16 protein-coding genes are annotated in these 18263 nt (G+C 68.0%); 8 read left to right on the forward strand and 8 right to left on the reverse strand.

What is annotated here, in order from left to right; all coding sequences use genetic code 11:
• Window positions 1-323: 323 nt before the first annotated feature.
• Both BX604_RS20185 and BX604_RS20190 read left to right on the forward strand, forming a co-directional pair.
• Window positions 324-1319 (forward strand): LysR substrate-binding domain-containing protein, encoded by a 996-nt coding sequence (locus tag BX604_RS20185; RefSeq protein WP_098552357.1) that lies wholly within the window; start codon window positions 324-326, stop codon window positions 1317-1319.
• Window positions 1320-1507: 188 nt separating this feature from the next.
• Window positions 1508-2344, forward strand: a complete 837-nt coding sequence (locus BX604_RS20190; protein WP_098552358.1) for a cytochrome c — start codon at window positions 1508-1510, stop codon at window positions 2342-2344.
• Between the two features lie 10 nt (window positions 2345-2354).
• Here BX604_RS20190 and BX604_RS20195 read toward each other — a convergent pair whose 3' ends face one another.
• The 3 genes from BX604_RS20195 to BX604_RS20205 are packed head-to-tail and all read right to left on the reverse strand — an operon-like array spanning window position 2355 to window position 5329.
• A complete protein-coding gene (locus tag BX604_RS20195) occupies window positions 2355-3611 on the reverse strand; it encodes a Zn-dependent hydrolase (RefSeq protein ID WP_098552359.1) in 1257 nt (418 codons plus the stop codon).
• Window positions 3604-4146, reverse strand: a complete 543-nt coding sequence (locus BX604_RS20200; protein ID WP_098552360.1) for an L-2-amino-thiazoline-4-carboxylic acid hydrolase — start codon at window positions 4144-4146, stop codon at window positions 3604-3606. Before BX604_RS20200 ends, BX604_RS20195 begins: the two co-directional genes overlap by 8 nt.
• Before the next feature lie 16 nt (window positions 4147-4162).
• Window positions 4163-5329 (reverse strand): branched-chain amino acid ABC transporter substrate-binding protein, encoded by a 1167-nt coding sequence (locus BX604_RS20205; RefSeq protein WP_098552361.1) that lies wholly within the window; start codon window positions 5327-5329, stop codon window positions 4163-4165.
• A gap of 177 nt (window positions 5330-5506) precedes the next feature.
• On the opposite strand from BX604_RS20205, the gene BX604_RS20210 reads away from it, so the two are divergent.
• The 6 genes from BX604_RS20210 to ahpF all read left to right on the forward strand — a co-directional run bounded on the left by BX604_RS20210 (window position 5507) and on the right by ahpF (window position 10092).
• Window positions 5507-6400 (forward strand): LysR substrate-binding domain-containing protein, encoded by an 894-nt coding sequence (locus BX604_RS20210; protein WP_098552362.1) that lies wholly within the window; start codon window positions 5507-5509, stop codon window positions 6398-6400.
• A gap of 117 nt (window positions 6401-6517) precedes the next feature.
• Complete coding sequence (locus BX604_RS20215; RefSeq protein WP_098552363.1) at window positions 6518-6736, forward strand: ribbon-helix-helix protein, CopG family; 219 nt, start codon at window positions 6518-6520, stop codon at window positions 6734-6736.
• Complete coding sequence (locus BX604_RS39030; protein ID WP_179894830.1) at window positions 6730-6903, forward strand: hypothetical protein; 174 nt, start codon at window positions 6730-6732, stop codon at window positions 6901-6903. The genes BX604_RS20215 and BX604_RS39030 overlap by 7 nt, the downstream gene beginning before the upstream one ends.
• On the forward strand, window positions 6897-7262 hold the full coding sequence (locus tag BX604_RS20220) for a type II toxin-antitoxin system VapC family toxin (RefSeq protein ID WP_098552364.1): 366 nt from the start codon (window positions 6897-6899) through the stop codon (window positions 7260-7262). Before BX604_RS39030 ends, BX604_RS20220 begins: the two co-directional genes overlap by 7 nt.
• A 544-nt stretch (window positions 7263-7806) precedes the next feature.
• Complete coding sequence (gene ahpC / locus BX604_RS20225; RefSeq protein ID WP_006750178.1) at window positions 7807-8370, forward strand: alkyl hydroperoxide reductase subunit C; 564 nt, start codon at window positions 7807-7809, stop codon at window positions 8368-8370.
• 123 nt (window positions 8371-8493) lie between these two features.
• The gene (gene ahpF, locus BX604_RS20230; protein ID WP_098552365.1) at window positions 8494-10092 is read left to right on the forward strand and encodes an alkyl hydroperoxide reductase subunit F; all 1599 of its coding nucleotides are present in this window, start codon (window positions 8494-8496) and stop codon (window positions 10090-10092) included.
• Window positions 10093-10213: 121 nt separating this feature from the next.
• Here the strand turns inward: ahpF and BX604_RS20235 are convergent, their stop codons facing one another.
• The 5 genes from BX604_RS20235 to BX604_RS20260 all read right to left on the reverse strand — a co-directional run bounded on the left by BX604_RS20235 (window position 10214) and on the right by BX604_RS20260 (window position 18144).
• Window positions 10214-10990 carry an extensin gene (locus BX604_RS20235; RefSeq protein WP_098552366.1) on the reverse strand — a complete coding sequence of 259 codons (777 nt, stop codon included), beginning with the start codon at window positions 10988-10990 and terminating at the stop codon, window positions 10214-10216.
• A 438-nt stretch (window positions 10991-11428) separates the two neighbouring features.
• Window positions 11429-11983, reverse strand: a complete 555-nt coding sequence (locus BX604_RS20245; RefSeq protein ID WP_098552367.1) for a carboxymuconolactone decarboxylase family protein — start codon at window positions 11981-11983, stop codon at window positions 11429-11431.
• Between the two features lie 25 nt (window positions 11984-12008).
• Complete coding sequence (locus BX604_RS20250; protein ID WP_098552980.1) at window positions 12009-13343, reverse strand: aspartate aminotransferase family protein; 1335 nt, start codon at window positions 13341-13343, stop codon at window positions 12009-12011.
• 14 nt (window positions 13344-13357) lie between these two features.
• Entirely contained in the window at window positions 13358-14407 is a 1050-nt protein-coding gene (locus BX604_RS20255) for a C45 family autoproteolytic acyltransferase/hydolase (RefSeq protein WP_098552368.1), read from the reverse strand.
• Between the two features lie 194 nt (window positions 14408-14601).
• Window positions 14602-18144 (reverse strand): ABC transporter ATP-binding protein/permease, encoded by a 3543-nt coding sequence (locus tag BX604_RS20260; protein ID WP_098552369.1) that lies wholly within the window; start codon window positions 18142-18144, stop codon window positions 14602-14604.
• Between the last annotated feature and the right edge of the window lie 119 nt (window positions 18145-18263).

Raw genomic sequence — 18263 nt, forward strand, 5'->3', positions numbered from 1 at the left:
CGATGCGGCGGCCCGTGCCGACCCCCGCCCCCGCCTGTCGCGAAGGGCGGACCGGCCACGCAACCGGCGCGGCCGGCCCTGGGGAAGTACCGTCTGCGGCCAACCCGTCGTTCGACGCGATGAACCAACCGGTTAGCCGGGTCCGGCGCCTCAACCGTATGTAGCCGTAATGCCGCCGACAACGCTCATGCATATTTCGACTGACACCGATCGAAAAAAAACATCGGCTGCGCACGCGTGAGGCGCGGTAGTCTAGAAGGTTCGTGCAGCGAAACGGCGCCGCCGCCCCCGTGGGCGCCCGACTATAAAAAGCGAAGATCGAAATGGAAGCAAAGTGGCTGGAAGATTTCCTGAGCCTCGCGGATACCAAGAGCTTTTCCCGGGCCGCGCGTCATCGGCATCTCACGCAATCGGCATTCAGCAGACGAATTGCCGCGCTCGAAACGTGGATGGATGCGAAGCTCGTCGACCGCAGCATCAATCCGATCGCGCTCACGCCGGCCGGGCAGATGTTCCGCGGGCTGGCCGCCGACATCCTGCGCAGCATGTATGCGGCACGCAATCTCGTAAACGGCTACGACCAGTTCGCGGCGAGCGACCAGGTCGTGCGGTTTGCAGTCGCGCATACGCTCGTGTTCACGCTGTTTCCCGAATGGCTCAAGCAACTGAACGGCGAAGTCGGCCACGTGACCGCGCGCGTCAATGCGGTGAACGTGCCCGAGGGCGTGCAGCAGCTCGTCGAAGGTGAATGCGATCTGCTGCTCGGCTATCACCATCCGCAACTGCCGATCGTGCTCGACCCGAACCACTTCCCGTTCGTCACGCTCGGCGTCGAACGGATCCTGCCCGTATCGACGCCCGACGCACGCGGCAAGCCCGTCTTCGAACTGCCGGGCACACCAGACGCGCCGCTGCCGCTGCTCGCGTATTCATCGGGTGCGTTCCTCGGCAACGTCGTCGAAATGCTGTTGCTGAACGCATCCGAGTCGTATGCGCTGCACCGGTGCTTCGAGACGCACATGTCCGAAGCGCTGAAGGGCATGGTCGTGGCCGGACACGGCATCGGCTGGCTGCCGGAGAGTTGCGTCGCGAAGGAACTCGCGGAAGGCTCGCTCGTGCGTGCAGGCTCGGAACACTGGATCACCGAGCTCGAGATCCGCCTGTACCGGTCGGCCCGCAAGCGCGGGCTCGCCGCCGAACAGCTGTGGACCTACATCATGAACCGGCCACGCGTCGCGACCGACAGCACGACCGCCACCGAACGACCGCTCGCGCCGGCCGTTCGCATCGCGCGTCGCAGCGCAGGCGGCAGCCGGTAACGTATCGCGCACGCTTCGCCCCAGCGCGGTATCAGTCGCTACTTTTCGGCCCAATCCCTGGCACTACGCCACCCCCGCGCCGAAGTCGCCAGCGCCGCCCGTACCGGATAGACTGTCGCCCGATTCCATCCATCGGCCGCGGCGCTCGCCTGCCTGTCGCCGCCGGAACGCCCTTCCACGGAGAACGAATGCTGAAGCGCCAGTGGTTTTCGCTGTTGCTGCTGACGATGTGCCTGATCGCCGCGCGTGCGGCCGCGCAAGGCTCGCTCGAACTCGATACCGACGGCGCGCCGCGCGTCCTGACGCGGCAGGCGCTACTTGCCCGCCCCGATGCGACCGACATCCACGTGCCGCGCGACATCGCGTACGGCCGGCCGATGACGTTCCGCGCGGTGCCGTTTGCCGCGCTGCTCGGCGACACGCCGCTGCCGGCGTCCGGCGTGCTCGAAACGCGCGCGGCCGACGGCTTCGCCGCGCAACTGCCGCTGGCGCTCGTGCGCCGCGGCGCGCCGGCCGGCGCCGTTGCGTGGCTCGCGATCGAGGATCCGGCTCATCCGTGGCCGAAGCTGCCCGGCAAGCCGGTCAGCGCCGGGCCGTTCTATCTCGTGTGGCTGGGGCCGGACGCGTCGTCGGTGCGCGGCGAGCAGTGGCCTTATCAGATCGCCCGGATCACGATCGAATCGTCGCCGCTCGCACGCTGGCCGTCGCTCGCCGTGGATCCTGCGCTGCCGGCGAACGATCCGGCCCGCGCGGGCCAGCGGCTGTTCGTCACGCAATGTCTCGCGTGCCACCGGCTCGACGGCGCGGGCAGCAGCCACGCCGGCCCGGACCTGAACACGCCGATGAACCCGGTCGACTACTTCCAGCCCGCCGCGCTGCGCCGCTACATCCGCAACCCGGCGTCGGTGCGCGACTGGCCGGGCCGCGTGATGCCGGCCTTCCCGCCCGATCAGTTGAGCGACCGGGAACTCGACCAGATCGTCGCTTACCTCACCTACATGGCGCGGCGCAACGCCGACAAGTAAGCCGCGCCGCTCAGACGCCCGGCTCCTGCGCGCTGTGCAGCACCGCGCGCAGCAGCACGTCGGCCCCGGCGGCCGCCCATTCCGGCGTGATCGCCTCGGCCTCGTTGTGGCTCAAGCCGTCGACGCACGGCACGAAGATCATGCCGGTCGGCGCGACGCGCGCGACATAGCACGCGTCGTGGCCCGCGCCGGACACGATGTCCATGTGCGACAGCCCGAGCGCCTGCGCCGCATCGCGCACCGCTCCGACGCAGGCCGATGCGAACGGCACCGGCGGATACTTGAAGATCTGCTCGATCTGCGCGCCGAGCCCGGCGGCGTCGGCCACGCGTGCCAGCTCCGCCCGCAACGCGGCATCGAGTGCGTCGAGCACCGCATCGTCAGGATGGCGAAATTCCACCGTGAAGAAGCAGCCGCCCGGCACCGTGTTGCGCGAATTCGGCCGTGCCTCGATCATCCCGACCGTCGCACGGGCGTGCGGCGCATGGCGACGGCCGAGCGCATCCACGAATTCGATCATCCGCGCAGCGCCCACGAGCGTGTCGCGACGGAATTCCATCGGTGTCGTGCCCGCGTGCGCGTCGACGCCCGTGAGCGTCACCTCGTACCAGCGTTGCCCCTGCCCGGCCGTCACGACGCCGATCGTCTTGCCGGCGCGCTCCAGAATCGCGCCCTGCTCGATATGCAGCTCGTACGCGGCATGCAGCGGATAACCGCCGACCGGCTCCGTGCCCGCATAGCCGATCCGCTCCAGTTCCTCGCCGATCGTCTTGCCCGCGCCGTCGGTGCGCGACAGCCCGTATTCGAGCGTATAGACGCCGGAGAACACGCCGGCCGAGATCATCGCCGGCGCGAAACGCGAGCCTTCCTCGTTGGTCCAGATCACGACGTCGATCGGGCGCTCGGTCTCGATGCCCGCATCGTTGAGCGCGCGCACGACTTCGAGGCCGCCGAGCACGCCGTAGATGCCGTCGTAGCGGCCGCCCGTCGGCTGCGAATCGGCGTGCGAACCGGTCAGCACCGGCGCGGCATCGGGATTGCGGCCCGCGCGCCGCGCGAACACGTTGCCCATCCGGTCCACGCGCACCGTGCAGCCGGCGTCCCGCGCCCACTGCACGAACAGGTCGCGCGACGCGCGATCGAGATCGGTCAGCGCGAGCCGGCAGACACCGCCCTTCGGCGTCGCGCCGATCTGCGCCATCCGTTCGAGCGATGCCCACAGGCGCTCGCTGTCGACGCGCGGCGCAAGCGCGAGGTTGTCACGCATTGCCGCTCTCCGGTGCGTCGTCGCGCGGCGTGGTCTGCAGCGCATAGCGGAAATCGCAGCGCTTGCCGCCCTGCATGATCGTGCTCGTGCGCGTCAGCGCGATGCGCGGGTCGTAGCCGTCGATGAAGTAGCTGTCGCGTGCGCAGCTCAGCAGGTGGCCGATCTCGCCGAGCCCCATCGCGTGGTACATCTCCGCGTAGCTGCAACGATGCACGTCGTAGTCGTAGTGCGCGTCGTCCGCGCGCCGCACTTCGACGTCGAGCGCGTCGTCCTTCTCCCACAGCACCTGCAGCGCGATGAACGACTGCACGCTCGTGCCGTCGGGCTCCTGCGCGGCGAACGAGCGGCCCGCGTCGACGGCCGCGCCGCGCACGGCTTCCGCGATCACGGCCTGCGCGCGCTCGGTGCCGAATTCGCGCTTCATGATCTCGTAGATCGGCTTGATGATTTCCGCTTCGATGCGGCGCCGCGCGAGGATCCCGAGGCGCGTGTCGTCCGGCGCTGCGGCGGCGGATGCCTGGGTGGTATCGGTCATGGGGTCGTCTCCGTCGTTATTTCGCTGCGGTGCGCGCGCCGCCGAGCACGTCGACGACGGTCCACTTGCCGCCGCGCACCTGATAGATCGTGAATGCCGGGTCCTTCAGATTGCCTTCGTTGTCGAACGCGATCCGGCCGGTCACGCCGGCACGGTCGATCGCCCGCACGGCCGCGACGAGCTTCGCCGGTTGCGTCGTGCCGGCCTTTTGCGCGGCGGCGATCAGCGTGGCCGCCGCGTCGTACGCGAACGGCGCGTGCAGCTCGATCGGCGCGTGAAAGCGGGCGCGGTATTGCGCGTCGAACGCCTTGCCGCCCGGCATCCGGTCGAGCGGCAGGCCCGGCTCGAGCGCCGTCACGCCGTCGCCGTCCTTGCCCGCGAGCGACAGGAAGGTCTGGCTCACGAAGCCGCCCGCACCCAGCAGCGGCGCGTTCACGCCGAGCTGGCGCATCCGGCGCGCGATCGGTGCCGCCTGCGCATCGAGCCCGCCGAAGAACACGAGATCCGCGCGCTTGCCCTTGATCGCGGTCAGCACGCCGCTGAAGTCGGTGGTCTTGTCGTTCACGTACTGGCGATCGACGATCGTGCCGCCGTTCGCCTGCACGCCCTTGATGAACTGGTCGGCCAGCCCCGCGCCGAACGACGTGCGATCGTCGATCACCGCGATGCGCTTCGCCTTCAACGTCTTCACCGCATAGGCGCCGGTGAAGTTGCCGCCCGCATCGTCGTGACCCATGATCCGGAACGCCGTCGCGTAGCCCTGCTGCGTGTACTGGTGGCCGGTGGACGCCGGCGCGATCTGCGGAATGCCCGCATCGCGATAGACGCGCGATGCCGGCACGCTGCAGCCCGTATTCCAGTGGCCGACGACGCCGATCACGTGCTGGTCGACGAGCTGCTGCGCGACCGCGACGGCCGTACGCGGGTCGGACTGATCGTCGGCCGCGACGAGCTTGTAGACGACCGGCTTGCCGCCGATGCTCGGATGCTTCGCGTTCGCGTCGTCGATCGCGAGCTGCGCGCCGTTCTGCAGGTCCTTGCCGATCCGTGCGGACGGGCCGGTGAGCGGCGCGGCGAGACCGATCAGGATCGTCTGCGGCGCGGATTGCGCGAAGGCGGGAACGGACGCGATCAGCGTGGCCGCGGAGAATGCGAGGCTGACGGGAAAGAAAGCGATTTTCATGTGCGGGGATCTGCGGTTCTGATCAAAACATGAAAAATATTAAAGATTCAGCACCCTCGCCCCAAATACTCAATTGTTGGATGCTTATTCCATTCTCGACACAATAACGTAATTGCCTGTAAATACAGGATATTTTTATGTTGTCGCTTACCCTGATTTTTCTATAAAATTCGATACATGAAAAATATCGAACAATTGCCGCACGATCCGCCGCTGCGCGCCGTCCGCGCGTTCGAGGCGTTCGCACGTCTCGGCTCGGTCACCGCGGCCGCGCACGAACTCGACATCACGCCGTCCGCGGTCAGTCATCAGCTGCAACTGCTCGAGGCATTCATCCAGACGCCGTTGACCGTGCGCGAAGGCCGGCTGCTCGCGCTCACCGACGAAGGGCGCGACTATTACCGTTCGATCAGCGCCGCGTTCTCGGTGCTGCGCAGCGCGACGCGCTTCGTGCGCGATCGTTCGTCGCTGCGGCAAATCACGATCAGCCTGATCCCGCTGCTCGGCATCGGCTGGTTCATTCCGCGGCTGCATGCGTTCCTCGCCGACAACACCGACGTGGACGTGACCGTGCTGTATGCGCACCACCGCAACTACCGAAGCGACGCGTCGGACCTGTCGATTCGCTTCGGCACCGGCGACTGGCCCGGCTACCGTTGCGAACGGCTGCTGCCGGGCGCGATGGTGCCGATGTGCAGCCCGTCGTTCCTGAAGCGCCACGGGCCGTTCCGCACGCCGGCCGACCTCGCGCATGCCCCGCTCGTGCACGACGAGGATCGCAGCACGTGGGTCAACTGGCTGCAGGGCGCCGGCGTGCGCCATGTGTCGCACGCGGTCGGGCCGATGTTCGAGGACGGGCAGCTCACGCTGAGCGCGGCGCGCGCGGATCTCGGTGCCGCGCTGCTGCGCGCGCCGCTGGTCGAGCGCGAACTGGCGAGCGGCGAGCTCGTGAAGCTGTTCGATCACGCGCTCGACGACGGGCGCGACTACTACCTGTGCACGCGCGAGGATGCGGACATGCCGGACGGCGCGCGACGGCTGGCCGAATGGCTGAGGAAAATGGCGACGTGAACACGCGGGTGGGCGGCTGTTCGCGCTCCCCTCCGGCAGCCCCCTCTGCCACGCCGGGCGCCTTGCGGGTGCCGGCAGGGATATATATGATATGCATATCGTATATCGGAGGTTGCGATGAGCCGCATTCTGGTTGATCTGTCGAATGGCCAGCTCGACGAGCTGGCCGCCATCGTCGAGACTGAGCAACGCCCTCGCGCTGCGATCATTCGCGATGCGATCGACGCGTATATCGCGCAGCACAAGCGTTCGCATGCCGACAACGTGTTCGGTCTCTGGAAAGATCGTGCGGTCGACGGGCTCACCTATCAGGAGGCACTGCGCTCAGAATGGTAAAAGCACACTTCGACACCCACGACGCGGCCCGGCATTCCGGCCGCACGAATCTGGCCGCCTGCCTCGCGCAGCGCCGGCCGCACCCCGCCGACACCGTGTTCGGCCTCTGGAGAAACCGCGCGCTCGACGGGCTCGCGTATCAGGAGGCACTGCGCGCGGAATGGTAAAAGCCCTCTTCGACACCAACATCCTGATCGACTACCTGGGTGGTGTGGAGGCCGCGCGAACGGAACTCGCCCGCTACGACTACCGCGCGATCAGCATCGTTACCTGGATGGAAGTCCTGGTCGGCGCGACGGCCAGCGACGACGCGGCGCTCCGCGCGTGGCTTTCGTCGTTCGCGATCATCCCGCTCGATGGCACGGTCGCGAATCGCGCTGTAACGATTCGCAAGGAACATCGCATGCGCCTGCCCGACGCGATCATCTGGGCGTCCGCGCAAGTGAACGGCCTGCTGCTCGTGTCGCGCAACACGAGGGATTTTCCCGTTACCGAACCCGGCGTCCGCGCGCCTTATCAGATCTAGCGTGAGTGGTGTCCGTCGAGCGCGACGGATACTCGCCCGTCCGCATCACGCTGCGTGCCCCCCCCCCAGCCGTGCTCGATCGCATCGCAAACGGCGCATCGCGCAGCGTGCATGCGGCGATCCATATTTCCGTGCAGCCCAACACCGCGACGCCGATACCCTGGCGCGTGAGCGTCGCGTGCGTGCGTGCGTGCGTGCGTGCGTGCGTCGATCTAATCACGCGATGCATGAAATCGAATGTGGCCCGCGGCCTCATTCCGTCCAATACGCCCAATACGCCCAATGCGCCGACGCGCGCCATGACGCCTCCATTGCCCTTCACGCGCGCGGCGGCCGCACGCAGATCGCGGACACCCCAGCCAAGTTACCGATCACCCGCAACAGCATGCGCGCGCTCGCGAAACGGATCGACCGCCACGAACAGGGGCCGGAAGCAGATAGAAATTCCCGATGCCGCGGATTGAAACAAGCAATTTCACAAACCTGGGGTGAACCCGGATACTGGGAACACTTCATCAACACCCCAGCAAAAGGAACTCGCAAGATGCCGATCATCAACACCCAAATCAAACCGTTCAAGGCAACCGCATACCACAACGGCGATTTCGTGCCCGTGACCGAAGAGAACTTCAAGGGCAAGTGGTCCGTCGTCGTGTTCTACCCGGCCGACTTCACGTTCGTCTGCCCGACCGAGCTGGGCGACCTCGCCGACCGCTACGCGGAATTCCAGAAGCTGGGTGTCGAAATCTACGGCGTGTCGACCGACACGCACTTCACGCACAAGGCCTGGCACGACACGTCGGACACGATCGGCAAGATCAAGTATCCGATGATCGGCGACCCGACGCTCACGCTGTCGCGCAACTTCGACGTGCTGATCGAGGAAGAAGGGATGGCACTGCGCGGCACGTTCGTGATCAACCCGGAAGGCGAGATCAAGCTGTGCGAAATCCACGACAACGGCATCGGCCGCGACGCAGGCGAACTGCTGCGCAAGGTGCAGGCTGCGCAATACATCGCGGCACACCCGGGTGAAGTGTGCCCGGCGAAGTGGACGCCGGGTGCGGAAACGCTGACCCCGTCGCTCGACCTGATCGGCAAGATCTAAGGGTCGCCGCGCGCCTCGCACGGGGCGCGCAACAAGCATCACCCCGGGCCGCCTCGCGCGGCCCGCGCCCTCCTCCGGCACGACGTGCCCGACCAGAGTTATCAATACGGAATCCGAAACGCCATGCTCGACGCCAATCTCAAGAACCAACTGAAAGCGTACCTCGAAAAGATCACGCGCCCGATCGAACTCGTCGCGTCGCTCGACGACAGCGCGAAGTCGCAGGAACTGCTTGCGCTGCTGAACGAGATTGCGTCGCTGACGTCGAGCGTGACCGTAACCGAACGCCGCGACGACGCCGAGCGCAAGCCGTCGTTCTCGATCGGCGAGCCCGGCAAGCCGGCCGGCATCCGCTTCGCCGGCATCCCGATGGGCCATGAATTCACGTCGCTCGTGCTCGCGCTGCTGCAGACGGGCGGCCATCCGATCAAGCTCGACGACGACGTGATCGAACAGATCCGTGCGCTCGACGGCGACTACGCGTTCGAAACGTATTTCTCGCTGTCGTGCCAGAACTGCCCGGAAGTCGTGCAGGCGCTGAACGTGATGTCGCTGATCAACCCGCGCGTCCGCCACGTCGCGATCGACGGCGCGCTGTTCCAGAACGAAGTCGACGCGCGCCAGATCATGGCCGTGCCGACGATGTTCCTGAATGGCGAATCGTTCGGCCAGGGCCGCAGCAGCGTGAAGGAAATCCTCGCGAAGCTCGATACGGGCGCCAGCGCCCGTGCCGCGAAGTCGCTCGAAAACAAGCCGGTGTTCGACACGCTGATCGTCGGCGGCGGCCCCGCCGGTGCGGCCGCCGCGATCTACTCGGCACGCAAGGGCATCGCGACGGGCGTCGTGGCCGAGCGTTTCGGCGGCCAAGTGCTCGACACGATGGCGATCGAGAACTTCGTATCGGTGCAGGAAACCGAAGGACCGAAGTTCGCGACCGCACTCGAGCAGCACGTGAAGCAGTATGACGTCGACATCATGGACGTGCAGCGCGCCGATGCGCTGATTCCGGGCGACCTGCACCAGATCCGTCTCGCGAACGGCGCGGTGCTGAGGGCGAAGACGATCGTGCTCGCGACCGGCGCGCGCTGGCGCGAAATCAACGTGCCGGGCGAGCGCGAATACCGCAACCGCGGTGTCGCTTACTGCCCGCACTGCGACGGCCCGCTGTTCAAGGGCAAGCGCGTCGCGGTGGTGGGTGGCGGCAACTCGGGCGTCGAAGCCGCGATTGATCTGGCCGGCATCGTGAAAGCCGTCACGCTGATCGAATTCGGCACGCAACTGCGCGCGGACGACGTGCTGCAGCGCAAGCTGCGCAGTCTGCCGAACGTGACGATCGTCACGCAGGCGCAGACGACCGAACTGACCGGCGACGGCAGCAAGCTGAACGGGATCGTCTACAAGGATCTGCGCTCGGGCGACACGAAGCGCATCGATCTCGAAGGCGTGTTCGTGCAGATCGGCCTCGTGCCGAACACCGAATGGCTGAAGGGCACGATCGAGCTGTCGAAGCACGGCGAGATCGTCGTCGATGCACGCGGCGCGACGTCGGTGCCGGGCGTGTTCGCGGCCGGCGACGTGACGACGGTGCCGTTCAAGCAGATCGTGATCGCGGTCGGCGAAGGCGCAAAGGCATCGCTCGGTGCGTTCGACTACCTGATCCGGCAAGACGCGACGCCGGCTGCGGCCGCTGCGCCGCAGGCCGAAGAAGCGATCGCCGCGTAACGCGCGACACGCCGCACCGAACAGTCTCTCTTGGCCCTGCATGCCCTGGTCGGCGTGCGGGGTCCTTTTTCATCCGGCGTCGGTTTGCGATGTGCGAGTGCACTGGCGGGCCGCGATTACCTTACTGAGCCACGGCAGGGCCCGCGTTCGCCGGGGCCGGTGCCTTGAAGCTGCTCGACTGGCGAACCAGCTGGTCCGTCATCGCGGCAGCCACCGCGTTCGAGCCCGCCGACGCGTGCTGCCCGTCGGGGTTCGACGGCGGCACGTATTGCGGCGGCGGCAGCGACGGATCGAGCTTCGCGGATTCGCGCACGAGTTCGGCCGTTTCCGGCGTTTCGCCATTCCTGGCCGTGGTCGTGGTGGTCGCTGCGTGGCGCTCGAGGCCATCGCGCTTGCGCACCGCGTGTTGCGGCGGCTGATATGCCTGCTGGCTCGACCGGCTCGCCTGCGCCGCCTGGACCGGCGGTGCGGATTGCACCGGTTGCGCGGGTTGCGCAGGTGCGGCCTTCGGCGGGGTCGCGCCCTCCGGCTCCACCGTCACGACATGGACGGTCGGCGGCGGCGCACTCGGCTTCGCCGGTGGTGCGTGCGCGGCGATCACCGGCACGACGGCAGCGGACGCCGGCGCCGCACTCGTGCGCGCGGCGGGCGCTTGTTGCGGCACGGTGTCGTCCACATGCGCGGACGGGATGGCGACCGCCGCAGGCGGCGCAATCGAGCCTTCCGCGGTGTGGCCGTCGTTCGCGGCCGCCACGGCGGCAGCCGGTGTGGAGGAATCGCCGATGCCGGCTTCCGCGATCGCGCGGTGGTCCGCACGCAGGAGCATCACGTAGCCGGTGCCGGCCGCGGCAACCAGCAATCCGCCGGCGATCATCAAGGTCTTTCGAGTACGAGTCATGCTTGCTCACCGAGCTTATCGACGTGAACAAGCCATCATACGCGTGCGTTCGCGCTCGATCCCGCGCGAATACATTTGGTTGCATTGATGTCGACCCCACGTCGCCGGGGCCGCGCAACAGCGCGCCGCCCTATCGTCAGACGGTTCGACGCTGTCGGTCTTCCGCCCTTCAGATGCAGAAGATGCGCGTATCAGCAGTTGTCCGAACGCAGCGTTGATGCGCCGTGCCCGGCGATCTTTCATCGGACGGTCGATATCGCAGAACAGGATCAAGCGAATTTCCCGAACTGAAGCGCAGGCGGTGCGATATGCGTCGGCACGACGCAGCGCGCGTAACGATCGAGCCAGGGCCAAAACGCAAAAAAGCCCGTGCAGACGGGCTTTTCGACACAATCGGAACGCACGCGCGGCCTGCGCCGATGCGCGTGCGTGCGGCGATTATTCCGGAAACGGTAACGCCGTTTGTCCTTCCGCGCGCATACCGAACGTGTTGAGCGTCATCGCGACGAGCGCGTAATAGCCGAGCAGCGCGACGAGGTTCACGACGGTCTCGTGACCGAAACGCGCCTGCGCGCGCGCGAAGGTTGCATCGCTCACGCGCTTCGTGTCGTACAGCTCGGTTGCGAACGCATGGATCAGCGCGTCGTCATCCGATTCGAACACCGGCTCGACGCCACGCTGGATCGCGTCGGCCGTCGCGGCCGGCACGCCGGCATCGAGCGCGATCGGATGATGGATGTGCCACTCGGCCTGCGAGCGCCAGCGCGCGGCGGTCACGAGAATCGCGAGCTCCGACAGGCGCAGCGACAGGCCCGTGCGATAGCGGCAGAACGCGCCGAGGCGTTGCGCGTGCTGCGCAAGCTCGGGGCTCGCGATCCAGCCGAGGAACGGCCCGTTCAGGTTGCCGCGCGGGCCGCTGAGGATCTCGGCGAGCACGGCCTTCTGTTCGTCGGTGGCCGATGCGGGATCGAAGGGAGGCAGTCTGTCTGTCATGGCGAGGATTCCGTGAGGTGGTCGTTTACGCGCCGGCCGATGCGAGCGCCGCGTCGATCGCGCCGGACAGCCGCTCGACGATGGTATCGATCTGCTGCGCGGTGCAGATGAACGGCGGCGCGATCAGGATGTGATCGCCATGAACGCCGTCGATCGTGCCCCCCATCGGATACACCATCAGGCCGCGCTGCATCGCCTCGCGCTTGACCGCCGCATGCAGCTTCGATGCCGGATCGAACGTCGCCTTGGTGTCGCGATCGCGCACGAGCTCGACGCCGACGAACAGGCCACGGCCGCGCACGTCGCCGACATGCGGATGCGCGCCGTAATGCTCGCGCAACGACGCACGCAGTTGCTCGCCGCGCGCCTTCACGTTGTCCAGCAGCTTGTCTTCGGCGATCACGCGCTGCACTTCGAGCGCGGCCGCGCAGGCCGTTGCATGGCCGAGATACGTATGGCCGTGCTGGAAGAAACCCGAGCCGTCGACGATGGCCCGGTAGATACGGTCGCTGACGAGCGTCGCGCCGATCGGCTGGTAGCCCGCGCCGAGCCCCTTCGCGATCGTCAGCAGGTCGGGCGCGACGCCGTCTTCGTCGCAGGCGAACAGATAACCCGTGCGCCCCATCCCCGACATGATTTCATCGAGAATCAGCAGCACGCCGTACTTGTCGCACACCGCACGGATCTTCTTCAGGTAGGTACGCACCGGCGGCACCGCGCCGGCCGTCGCGCCAACCACCGTTTCCGCGACGAACGCGGCGACGTTTTCCGCACCGAGTTCGACGATCTTCTGCTCGAGCTCATCGGCCAGACGCTGCGCATACGCTTCATCGGTTTCGCCGGCCAGCTGATCGCGGTACGCATAGCACGGGCTCACGTGATGCGCTTCGATCAGCAACGGCAGGAACGGCTCGCGCCGCCATGCGTTGCCGCCGATCGCAAGCGCGCCGAGCGTATTGCCGTGATAGCTCTGGCGGCGCGCGATGAAATGGCGGCGCGACGGTTCACCCTTCTCGACGAAATACTGGCGCGCGAGTTTCAGCGCGGCTTCGATCGCCTCGGATCCGCCCGACACGAAGTACACGTGTTCGAGGCCGGCCGGCGCCGCATCGACGAGCCGGTCGGCCAGTTCCTCGGCCACCTCGGTCGTGAAGAACGACGTATGCGCGTACGGCAGTTGCTGCGCCTGCCGCTTGATCGCGTCGATCACGCGCTGATTGCTGTGCCCGAGACACGACACCGCCGCGCCGCCGCACGCGTCGATATAGCGTTTGCCGGTCGAATCGACGATCTCGATACCGTCGCCTGCAACGGCAACGGGCAAGGTGGCGCGCGGAGCGCGATGAAAAACGGTCGTCATGCGTTGCCTCATGGTCAGGACGCGCTCGGCGCGTGCGCTATCGGCACGATGCGCATCGCGAAGCGCTGCGTGCCGTGTTGATGGACGGTGAAGTCGATCTCGGTGTCGCGAATCGCGAACACCGCGGTCGCCAGCGTGTTTTCGTCGTCGGGGTCGGCCGGATCGTCGCGATAGATCGGCAGCCCTTCCGGTGCGCGATCGCCCAGCACGCGCAGCAGCGCGGCTGCGTCGATCGCGTCGATATCCGGCGTCAGCGCATCGACGCGCCGCTGCCGATCGCCGGACGATTGCGTGACGATCTGTGCTTCCGCGTCGCAGCCCGGATGCACGAGATGGTTCGCGTGGCCGGCGAGATGCGCGACCTCGACGACCGAGCAGCGCGCGACGCTCGCCTCGATGCTGAGCACCCGCGTGTCGCCGGTCGCACCGAGCGTGTGATGGAAACCGCTTGCGCGGGCATGCGTGCGCAGCACGTCGGCTGCCGCATCGAGCGACGTCGCGTCGAGCACCGCGCGCGCGAGGATCATCCGCGGCACGCCGGCCGCCGGCGTGCGGATGCGCAAGTTGTTGATCGCCTGCGCGATGCCCGCACGGTTCGCGGCGAACGTATGGCCGGGCAGCGAGCCGGGGTAATAGAAACTGATGAAACCGGGTTTGCCGTGCGGCTGCACGTCGACGAGCAGGCACCGCTCGCGCAGGTACGGATCGCCGTCCTCGTTGTGCGCGATCCAGCGCGTGCCGTCCGCATCGCGCGCGGCGAGCGTCGTGCAACCGTCCGGTGCGTTGTGGATCAGTTCGCCACGGCAGTTCCACAGGAAAATGTCCTCGGCCGGCCAGCCGACGCCCGCGGCGATCCCGTCCAGCTCCGCGACGAGATCGGGGTACGCGGCCAGCGCGGCTTGTCGCAGCGCATCGACGAACGGATGGCCGCGCCAGCGGCGTACGGCCTGCCACGCGCTGCTCTGCTGCATGTACGCATCGAACACGGGGCGTGCGAGTTCGCCGAGGCGCACACCGATGTCGAACGGCGTGCCGGCGATGACGGGAGAAAGGGAAAGCGGCATGTCGGGTGTTAGGGTCTGATTCCGATGGCGGATCGCGCCCCCCGGCCGGCGCCGCCCGTCAAACGATGCCGGGCGCCCGCCGCGCGTGGCGCGCAATACGCGATGAGGAATTAGACAACCACACAACATATGTTGTCAATAGATGATTATCGACAACAATAAGTGTGGAACCTGCCACCCTTCAGCCAGCCCGGTCAGGCCGCCACCCCGCTCGCCTGATGCGAGACAAGCCGCGCATACGCGCCCTGCCGCGCGATCAGTTGCGCATGCGTGCCCGCCTCGATGATCCTGCCGTGCTCGATCACGAGAATCGCGTCGGCATTGCGGACGGTCGACAGCCGGTGCGCGATGATGACCGACGTGCGCTGCGCCATCAGATCCTCCAGCGCCGCGCGAATCTGCTGCTCGCTGATCGTGTCGAGATGCGACGTCGCTTCATCGAGGATCAGCACCGGCGCGTCCTTCAGGAACGCACGCGCGATCGCGACCCGCTGGCGCTGCCCGCCCGACAGTTGCACGCCGCGCTCGCCGACGCGCGTCGCGAGCCCGTCCGGCAACCGCGCGACGAAGTCGCCAAGCGCCGCCTGGTCGATCGCGCGCTGGACGTCGGCGGCCGACGCATCGTTCGCCGCGAGCCGGATGTTCGCTTCGAGCGTGTCGTTGAACAGGTAGGTATCCTGCGCAACAAGTGCGATGTGCCGGCGCAGATCGTCGAGCCGCAAGTCGCGCAGATCGACGCCGCCGAGCGTCACGCGTCCGTGCTGCGGATCCCAGAAGCGCAGCAGCAGACTCGCGACGGTCGACTTGCCCGCGCCCGATGCGCCCACCAGCGCAACCGTGCTGCCGGGCGGCACCTCGAAACTCACGCGGTCGATCGCCGGCACGCTGCGGCCCGGGTACGTGAAGCCCGCTTCCTCGAACCGCACGGTCGCATTGCCGGACAGCGCATGCGTGCCGTCGACGACCGTCACCGGCTCCTTCTCGAGCGCACGCAAGCGCCGCGTCGACGCGATCGTGTCGGCGAGTTGCCGCGCGACCTGACCGATCTCCGCAACGGGCATGAACGCGGCCACCGCGACGAGCACCAGCAGCGGCAGCGACTCGTGCGCGAACCAGCCACGTGCGCAGAGCAGCGCGCCCAGCGCCGCGACGGCCAGCCCGCCGAGCCCGCTCGCCACTTCGAGCGCGGCGCTTTGCGTCGACAGATCGTCGAGCAGCTTCGCGCGCTGCTGCCGGTACGCATCGGCTTGCGCGACGAACGCAGCGCGCCGCCGCGCGATCGCCTGGAACGCGGTCAGCTCCGCGAGGCCCTGGATCGTTTCGGTCAGGTGCGCGCCGAGCTGGCCGAGCGCTTCGCGTGCGCCGGTGCCGAGCCGGTCGACCTCGCGTCGCGCCAGCACCGGGGCCAGCCCGGCCCACAACAGGAACGGCAGCAGCACCAGCGCGAGCGGCCATGCGATCGACGCGAGCAGCACCAGCACGCCGGCCGGCACCAGCACCGCGACGAACGCGGGTGCGAGCGTATGCGCATAGAAGTACTCGACGGTCTCGACGTCCTGCGTCGCGAGCGCGACCAGGTCGCCGGAGCGACGGCGCAGCAATCCCGCCGGTGCGAGCCGTTCGAGCGTCGCGAACAGCGCGATACGCATTTCCGCGAGCATCCGGTACGCCATGTCGTGCGCGAGCCACGATTCGAGCCAGTGCAGCACGGCCGCGACCGGCGCGACGACGAGCAGCGCCGTGACGAGCGCGCCGTTCGCCTGCCCGGTCGACACGCCGCCGACCACCAGCGCGCCGATCACGCCGACGCCGATGAACGCGAGCACGCGGCCGATCCCGAACAGCACGGTGAGCACGACCTTGCCCGTCCACGGCCGCACGAACCGCAGCAGCGTGCGCAGGGTTTCCGGCCAGCCGATCGTCGCCGCGTCGTCGTTCAGCGGCCGGACCTGCGGGCCCGACGCGGCCCGGGCGCCCGCACCGCCGCCGGCCGCGGCCGTGCCGACGGCTTCGGTCGCCGCTTCGACCTGCGGCCCCATCAGCCGCCGATACGGGCCGTCGCGCACGATCAGTTCGGCATGCGTGCCCTCGTCGACGACGCGCCCCGCGTCGAGCACCAGGATCCGGTCCGCGCCGATCACGCTGGACAGCCGGTGCGCGAGCACCAGCGTCGTGCGGCCGCGCGTGAGCCGGTCGAGCGCCTGCTGGATCAGCGCCTCGTTCTCCGCATCGACCGACGACAGCGCCTCGTCGAGCAGCAGGATCGGCGCATCGCGCAACAGCGCCCGCGCAATGGCGATCCGCTGGCGCTGGCCGCCCGACAGCATCAGCCCGCGTTCGCCGATACGCGTCGCGTAGCCTTCGGGCAGCGCCGAGATGAAGTCGTGCGCGTTGGCCGCACGCGCGGCCGCGATCATGTCGGCGTCGCTCGCGTCGGGACGGCCGAGCCGCAAGTTGTCGGCGACGCTGCCGTCGAACAGCGTCGCGTCCTGCGCGACCACGGCAATCATTTCGCGCACCTGGTTCGCGTCGAGCGCGCGCACGTCGTGCCCGCCGATGCGGATCGCGCCGCCCTGCGCATCGTGCTGGCGCAGCAGCAGACGCACGATGGTCGACTTGCCCGCGCCGCTCGGGCCGACGATCGCGACCGTCTCGCCTTCGCGGACCGTGAAGCTCAGCGCCGCATGCGCATCCGCGCGACGCCCCGGATACGCGAAGCTGACGCCGTCGAACGCGATCTCCGGCCGCACGTGCGGCACGCGCGGCGCCACGGTGGCCGGCGTCTCGCTGCGGGCGTCGAGCAGCGCGTGAATCGCGTTCGCCGCCGACTGGCCGATCATCCCCTGATGCAGCACCGCGCGCAGGTCGCGCAGCGGCCGGAAAATCTCGCTGCCGGCCATCAGCACGATCAGCAGCGCTTCGAGACTCATGTCACCGTGGCGCACGCGCCATGCGCCGACCGCGATGGCCGCCGCCGCGCCAAGCCCGGTGCCGAGATCGGTGAAGAGCCGCGTCAGCAGGCCGAGCGCGAGCACCCAGAACGTGCTGTCGGACAGCGCGCGCGCCTTCTCGGCCAGCTTCGCGCCGAACGCACGGCTCTGCCCGAACGCCTTCAGCGTCGGCAGGCCCTGCACCGCATCGAGAAACTCCTCGCCGAACGCCTTGAACGCCACCGAACGCGCGAGCGCCGCGCGACGATCCGCGCGATGCACGAGCTGCGGCAGCGCGAGCGTGACGAGCGCCGCGACCAGCAGGATCGCGGCCGTCGGCACGTCCCACCATGCGAGCACCGCGAAGATCATGACCGGCGCGCACGCGGCGATCACGAGCTGCGGCAGGTAGACGCCGAAGAAGGTCTGCAGCTGCTCGACGCCGTCGACGACGGCGAGCATCACGCCGCCCGTGCGCTCACCGCTGAACCACGCAGGGCCGAGCGCGGCGATCCGGTCGAACAGCCGCGCGCGCAGCGCGGACTGCACGCGCCCGGCCGTCTGCTGCGCGAGCAGCGTGCGGCGATGGTCGAGCCACGCGCGCAGCAGCACGCAAGCCGCCGTCGCGGCGACGGTTTCGGCGATATCGCGCGCCGGTGCGCCGGAAAACACGAGCGCCAGCACGCGGCCGAGAAACACGAAACGCAGGATGCCGACGCCCATCGCGAGCAGCCCGAGCGCGACCGCGGCGGCGAGCCGCCCGCGCAATCCCGCCATCATCGCCCATAGTCGTCGGTCGAAATACATGAAGCCCTCCGGTCGGTTTTTCGTTGCGGTTTTAGTGACCGAATCAAGGCTACCCGCGCGCCCGACGCGCGGCAAAAGATGATTTTTCAACGGGTGTTGAGTCAACTACAATACCCCGC

Origin of the sequence: Burkholderia sp. JKS000303, assembly GCF_002563755.1 — a bacterium.
Classification (GTDB): domain Bacteria; phylum Pseudomonadota; class Gammaproteobacteria; order Burkholderiales; family Burkholderiaceae; genus Burkholderia; species Burkholderia anthina_B.

Coding starts and splice junctions, on each gene's coding strand:
- BX604_RS20185 (WP_098552357.1), top strand. CDS start 324: ATGGAAGCAAAGTGGCTGGAAGATTTCCTGAGCCTCGCGGATACCAAG.
- BX604_RS20190 (WP_098552358.1), top strand. CDS start 1,508: ATGCTGAAGCGCCAGTGGTTTTCGCTGTTGCTGCTGACGATGTGCCTG.
- BX604_RS20195 (WP_098552359.1), bottom strand. CDS start 3,611: ATGCGTGACAACCTCGCGCTTGCGCCGCGCGTCGACAGCGAGCGCCTG.
- BX604_RS20200 (WP_098552360.1), bottom strand. CDS start 4,146: ATGACCGATACCACCCAGGCATCCGCCGCCGCAGCGCCGGACGACACG.
- BX604_RS20205 (WP_098552361.1), bottom strand. CDS start 5,329: ATGAAAATCGCTTTCTTTCCCGTCAGCCTCGCATTCTCCGCGGCCACG.
- BX604_RS20210 (WP_098552362.1), top strand. CDS start 5,507: ATGAAAAATATCGAACAATTGCCGCACGATCCGCCGCTGCGCGCCGTC.
- BX604_RS20215 (WP_098552363.1), top strand. CDS start 6,518: ATGAGCCGCATTCTGGTTGATCTGTCGAATGGCCAGCTCGACGAGCTG.
- BX604_RS39030 (WP_179894830.1), top strand. CDS start 6,730: ATGGTAAAAGCACACTTCGACACCCACGACGCGGCCCGGCATTCCGGC.
- BX604_RS20220 (WP_098552364.1), top strand. CDS start 6,897: ATGGTAAAAGCCCTCTTCGACACCAACATCCTGATCGACTACCTGGGT.
- ahpC (WP_006750178.1), top strand. CDS start 7,807: ATGCCGATCATCAACACCCAAATCAAACCGTTCAAGGCAACCGCATAC.
- ahpF (WP_098552365.1), top strand. CDS start 8,494: ATGCTCGACGCCAATCTCAAGAACCAACTGAAAGCGTACCTCGAAAAG.
- BX604_RS20235 (WP_098552366.1), bottom strand. CDS start 10,990: ATGACTCGTACTCGAAAGACCTTGATGATCGCCGGCGGATTGCTGGTT.
- BX604_RS20245 (WP_098552367.1), bottom strand. CDS start 11,983: ATGACAGACAGACTGCCTCCCTTCGATCCCGCATCGGCCACCGACGAA.
- BX604_RS20250 (WP_098552980.1), bottom strand. CDS start 13,343: ATGACGACCGTTTTTCATCGCGCTCCGCGCGCCACCTTGCCCGTTGCC.
- BX604_RS20255 (WP_098552368.1), bottom strand. CDS start 14,407: ATGCCGCTTTCCCTTTCTCCCGTCATCGCCGGCACGCCGTTCGACATC.
- BX604_RS20260 (WP_098552369.1), bottom strand. CDS start 18,144: ATGTATTTCGACCGACGACTATGGGCGATGATGGCGGGATTGCGCGGG.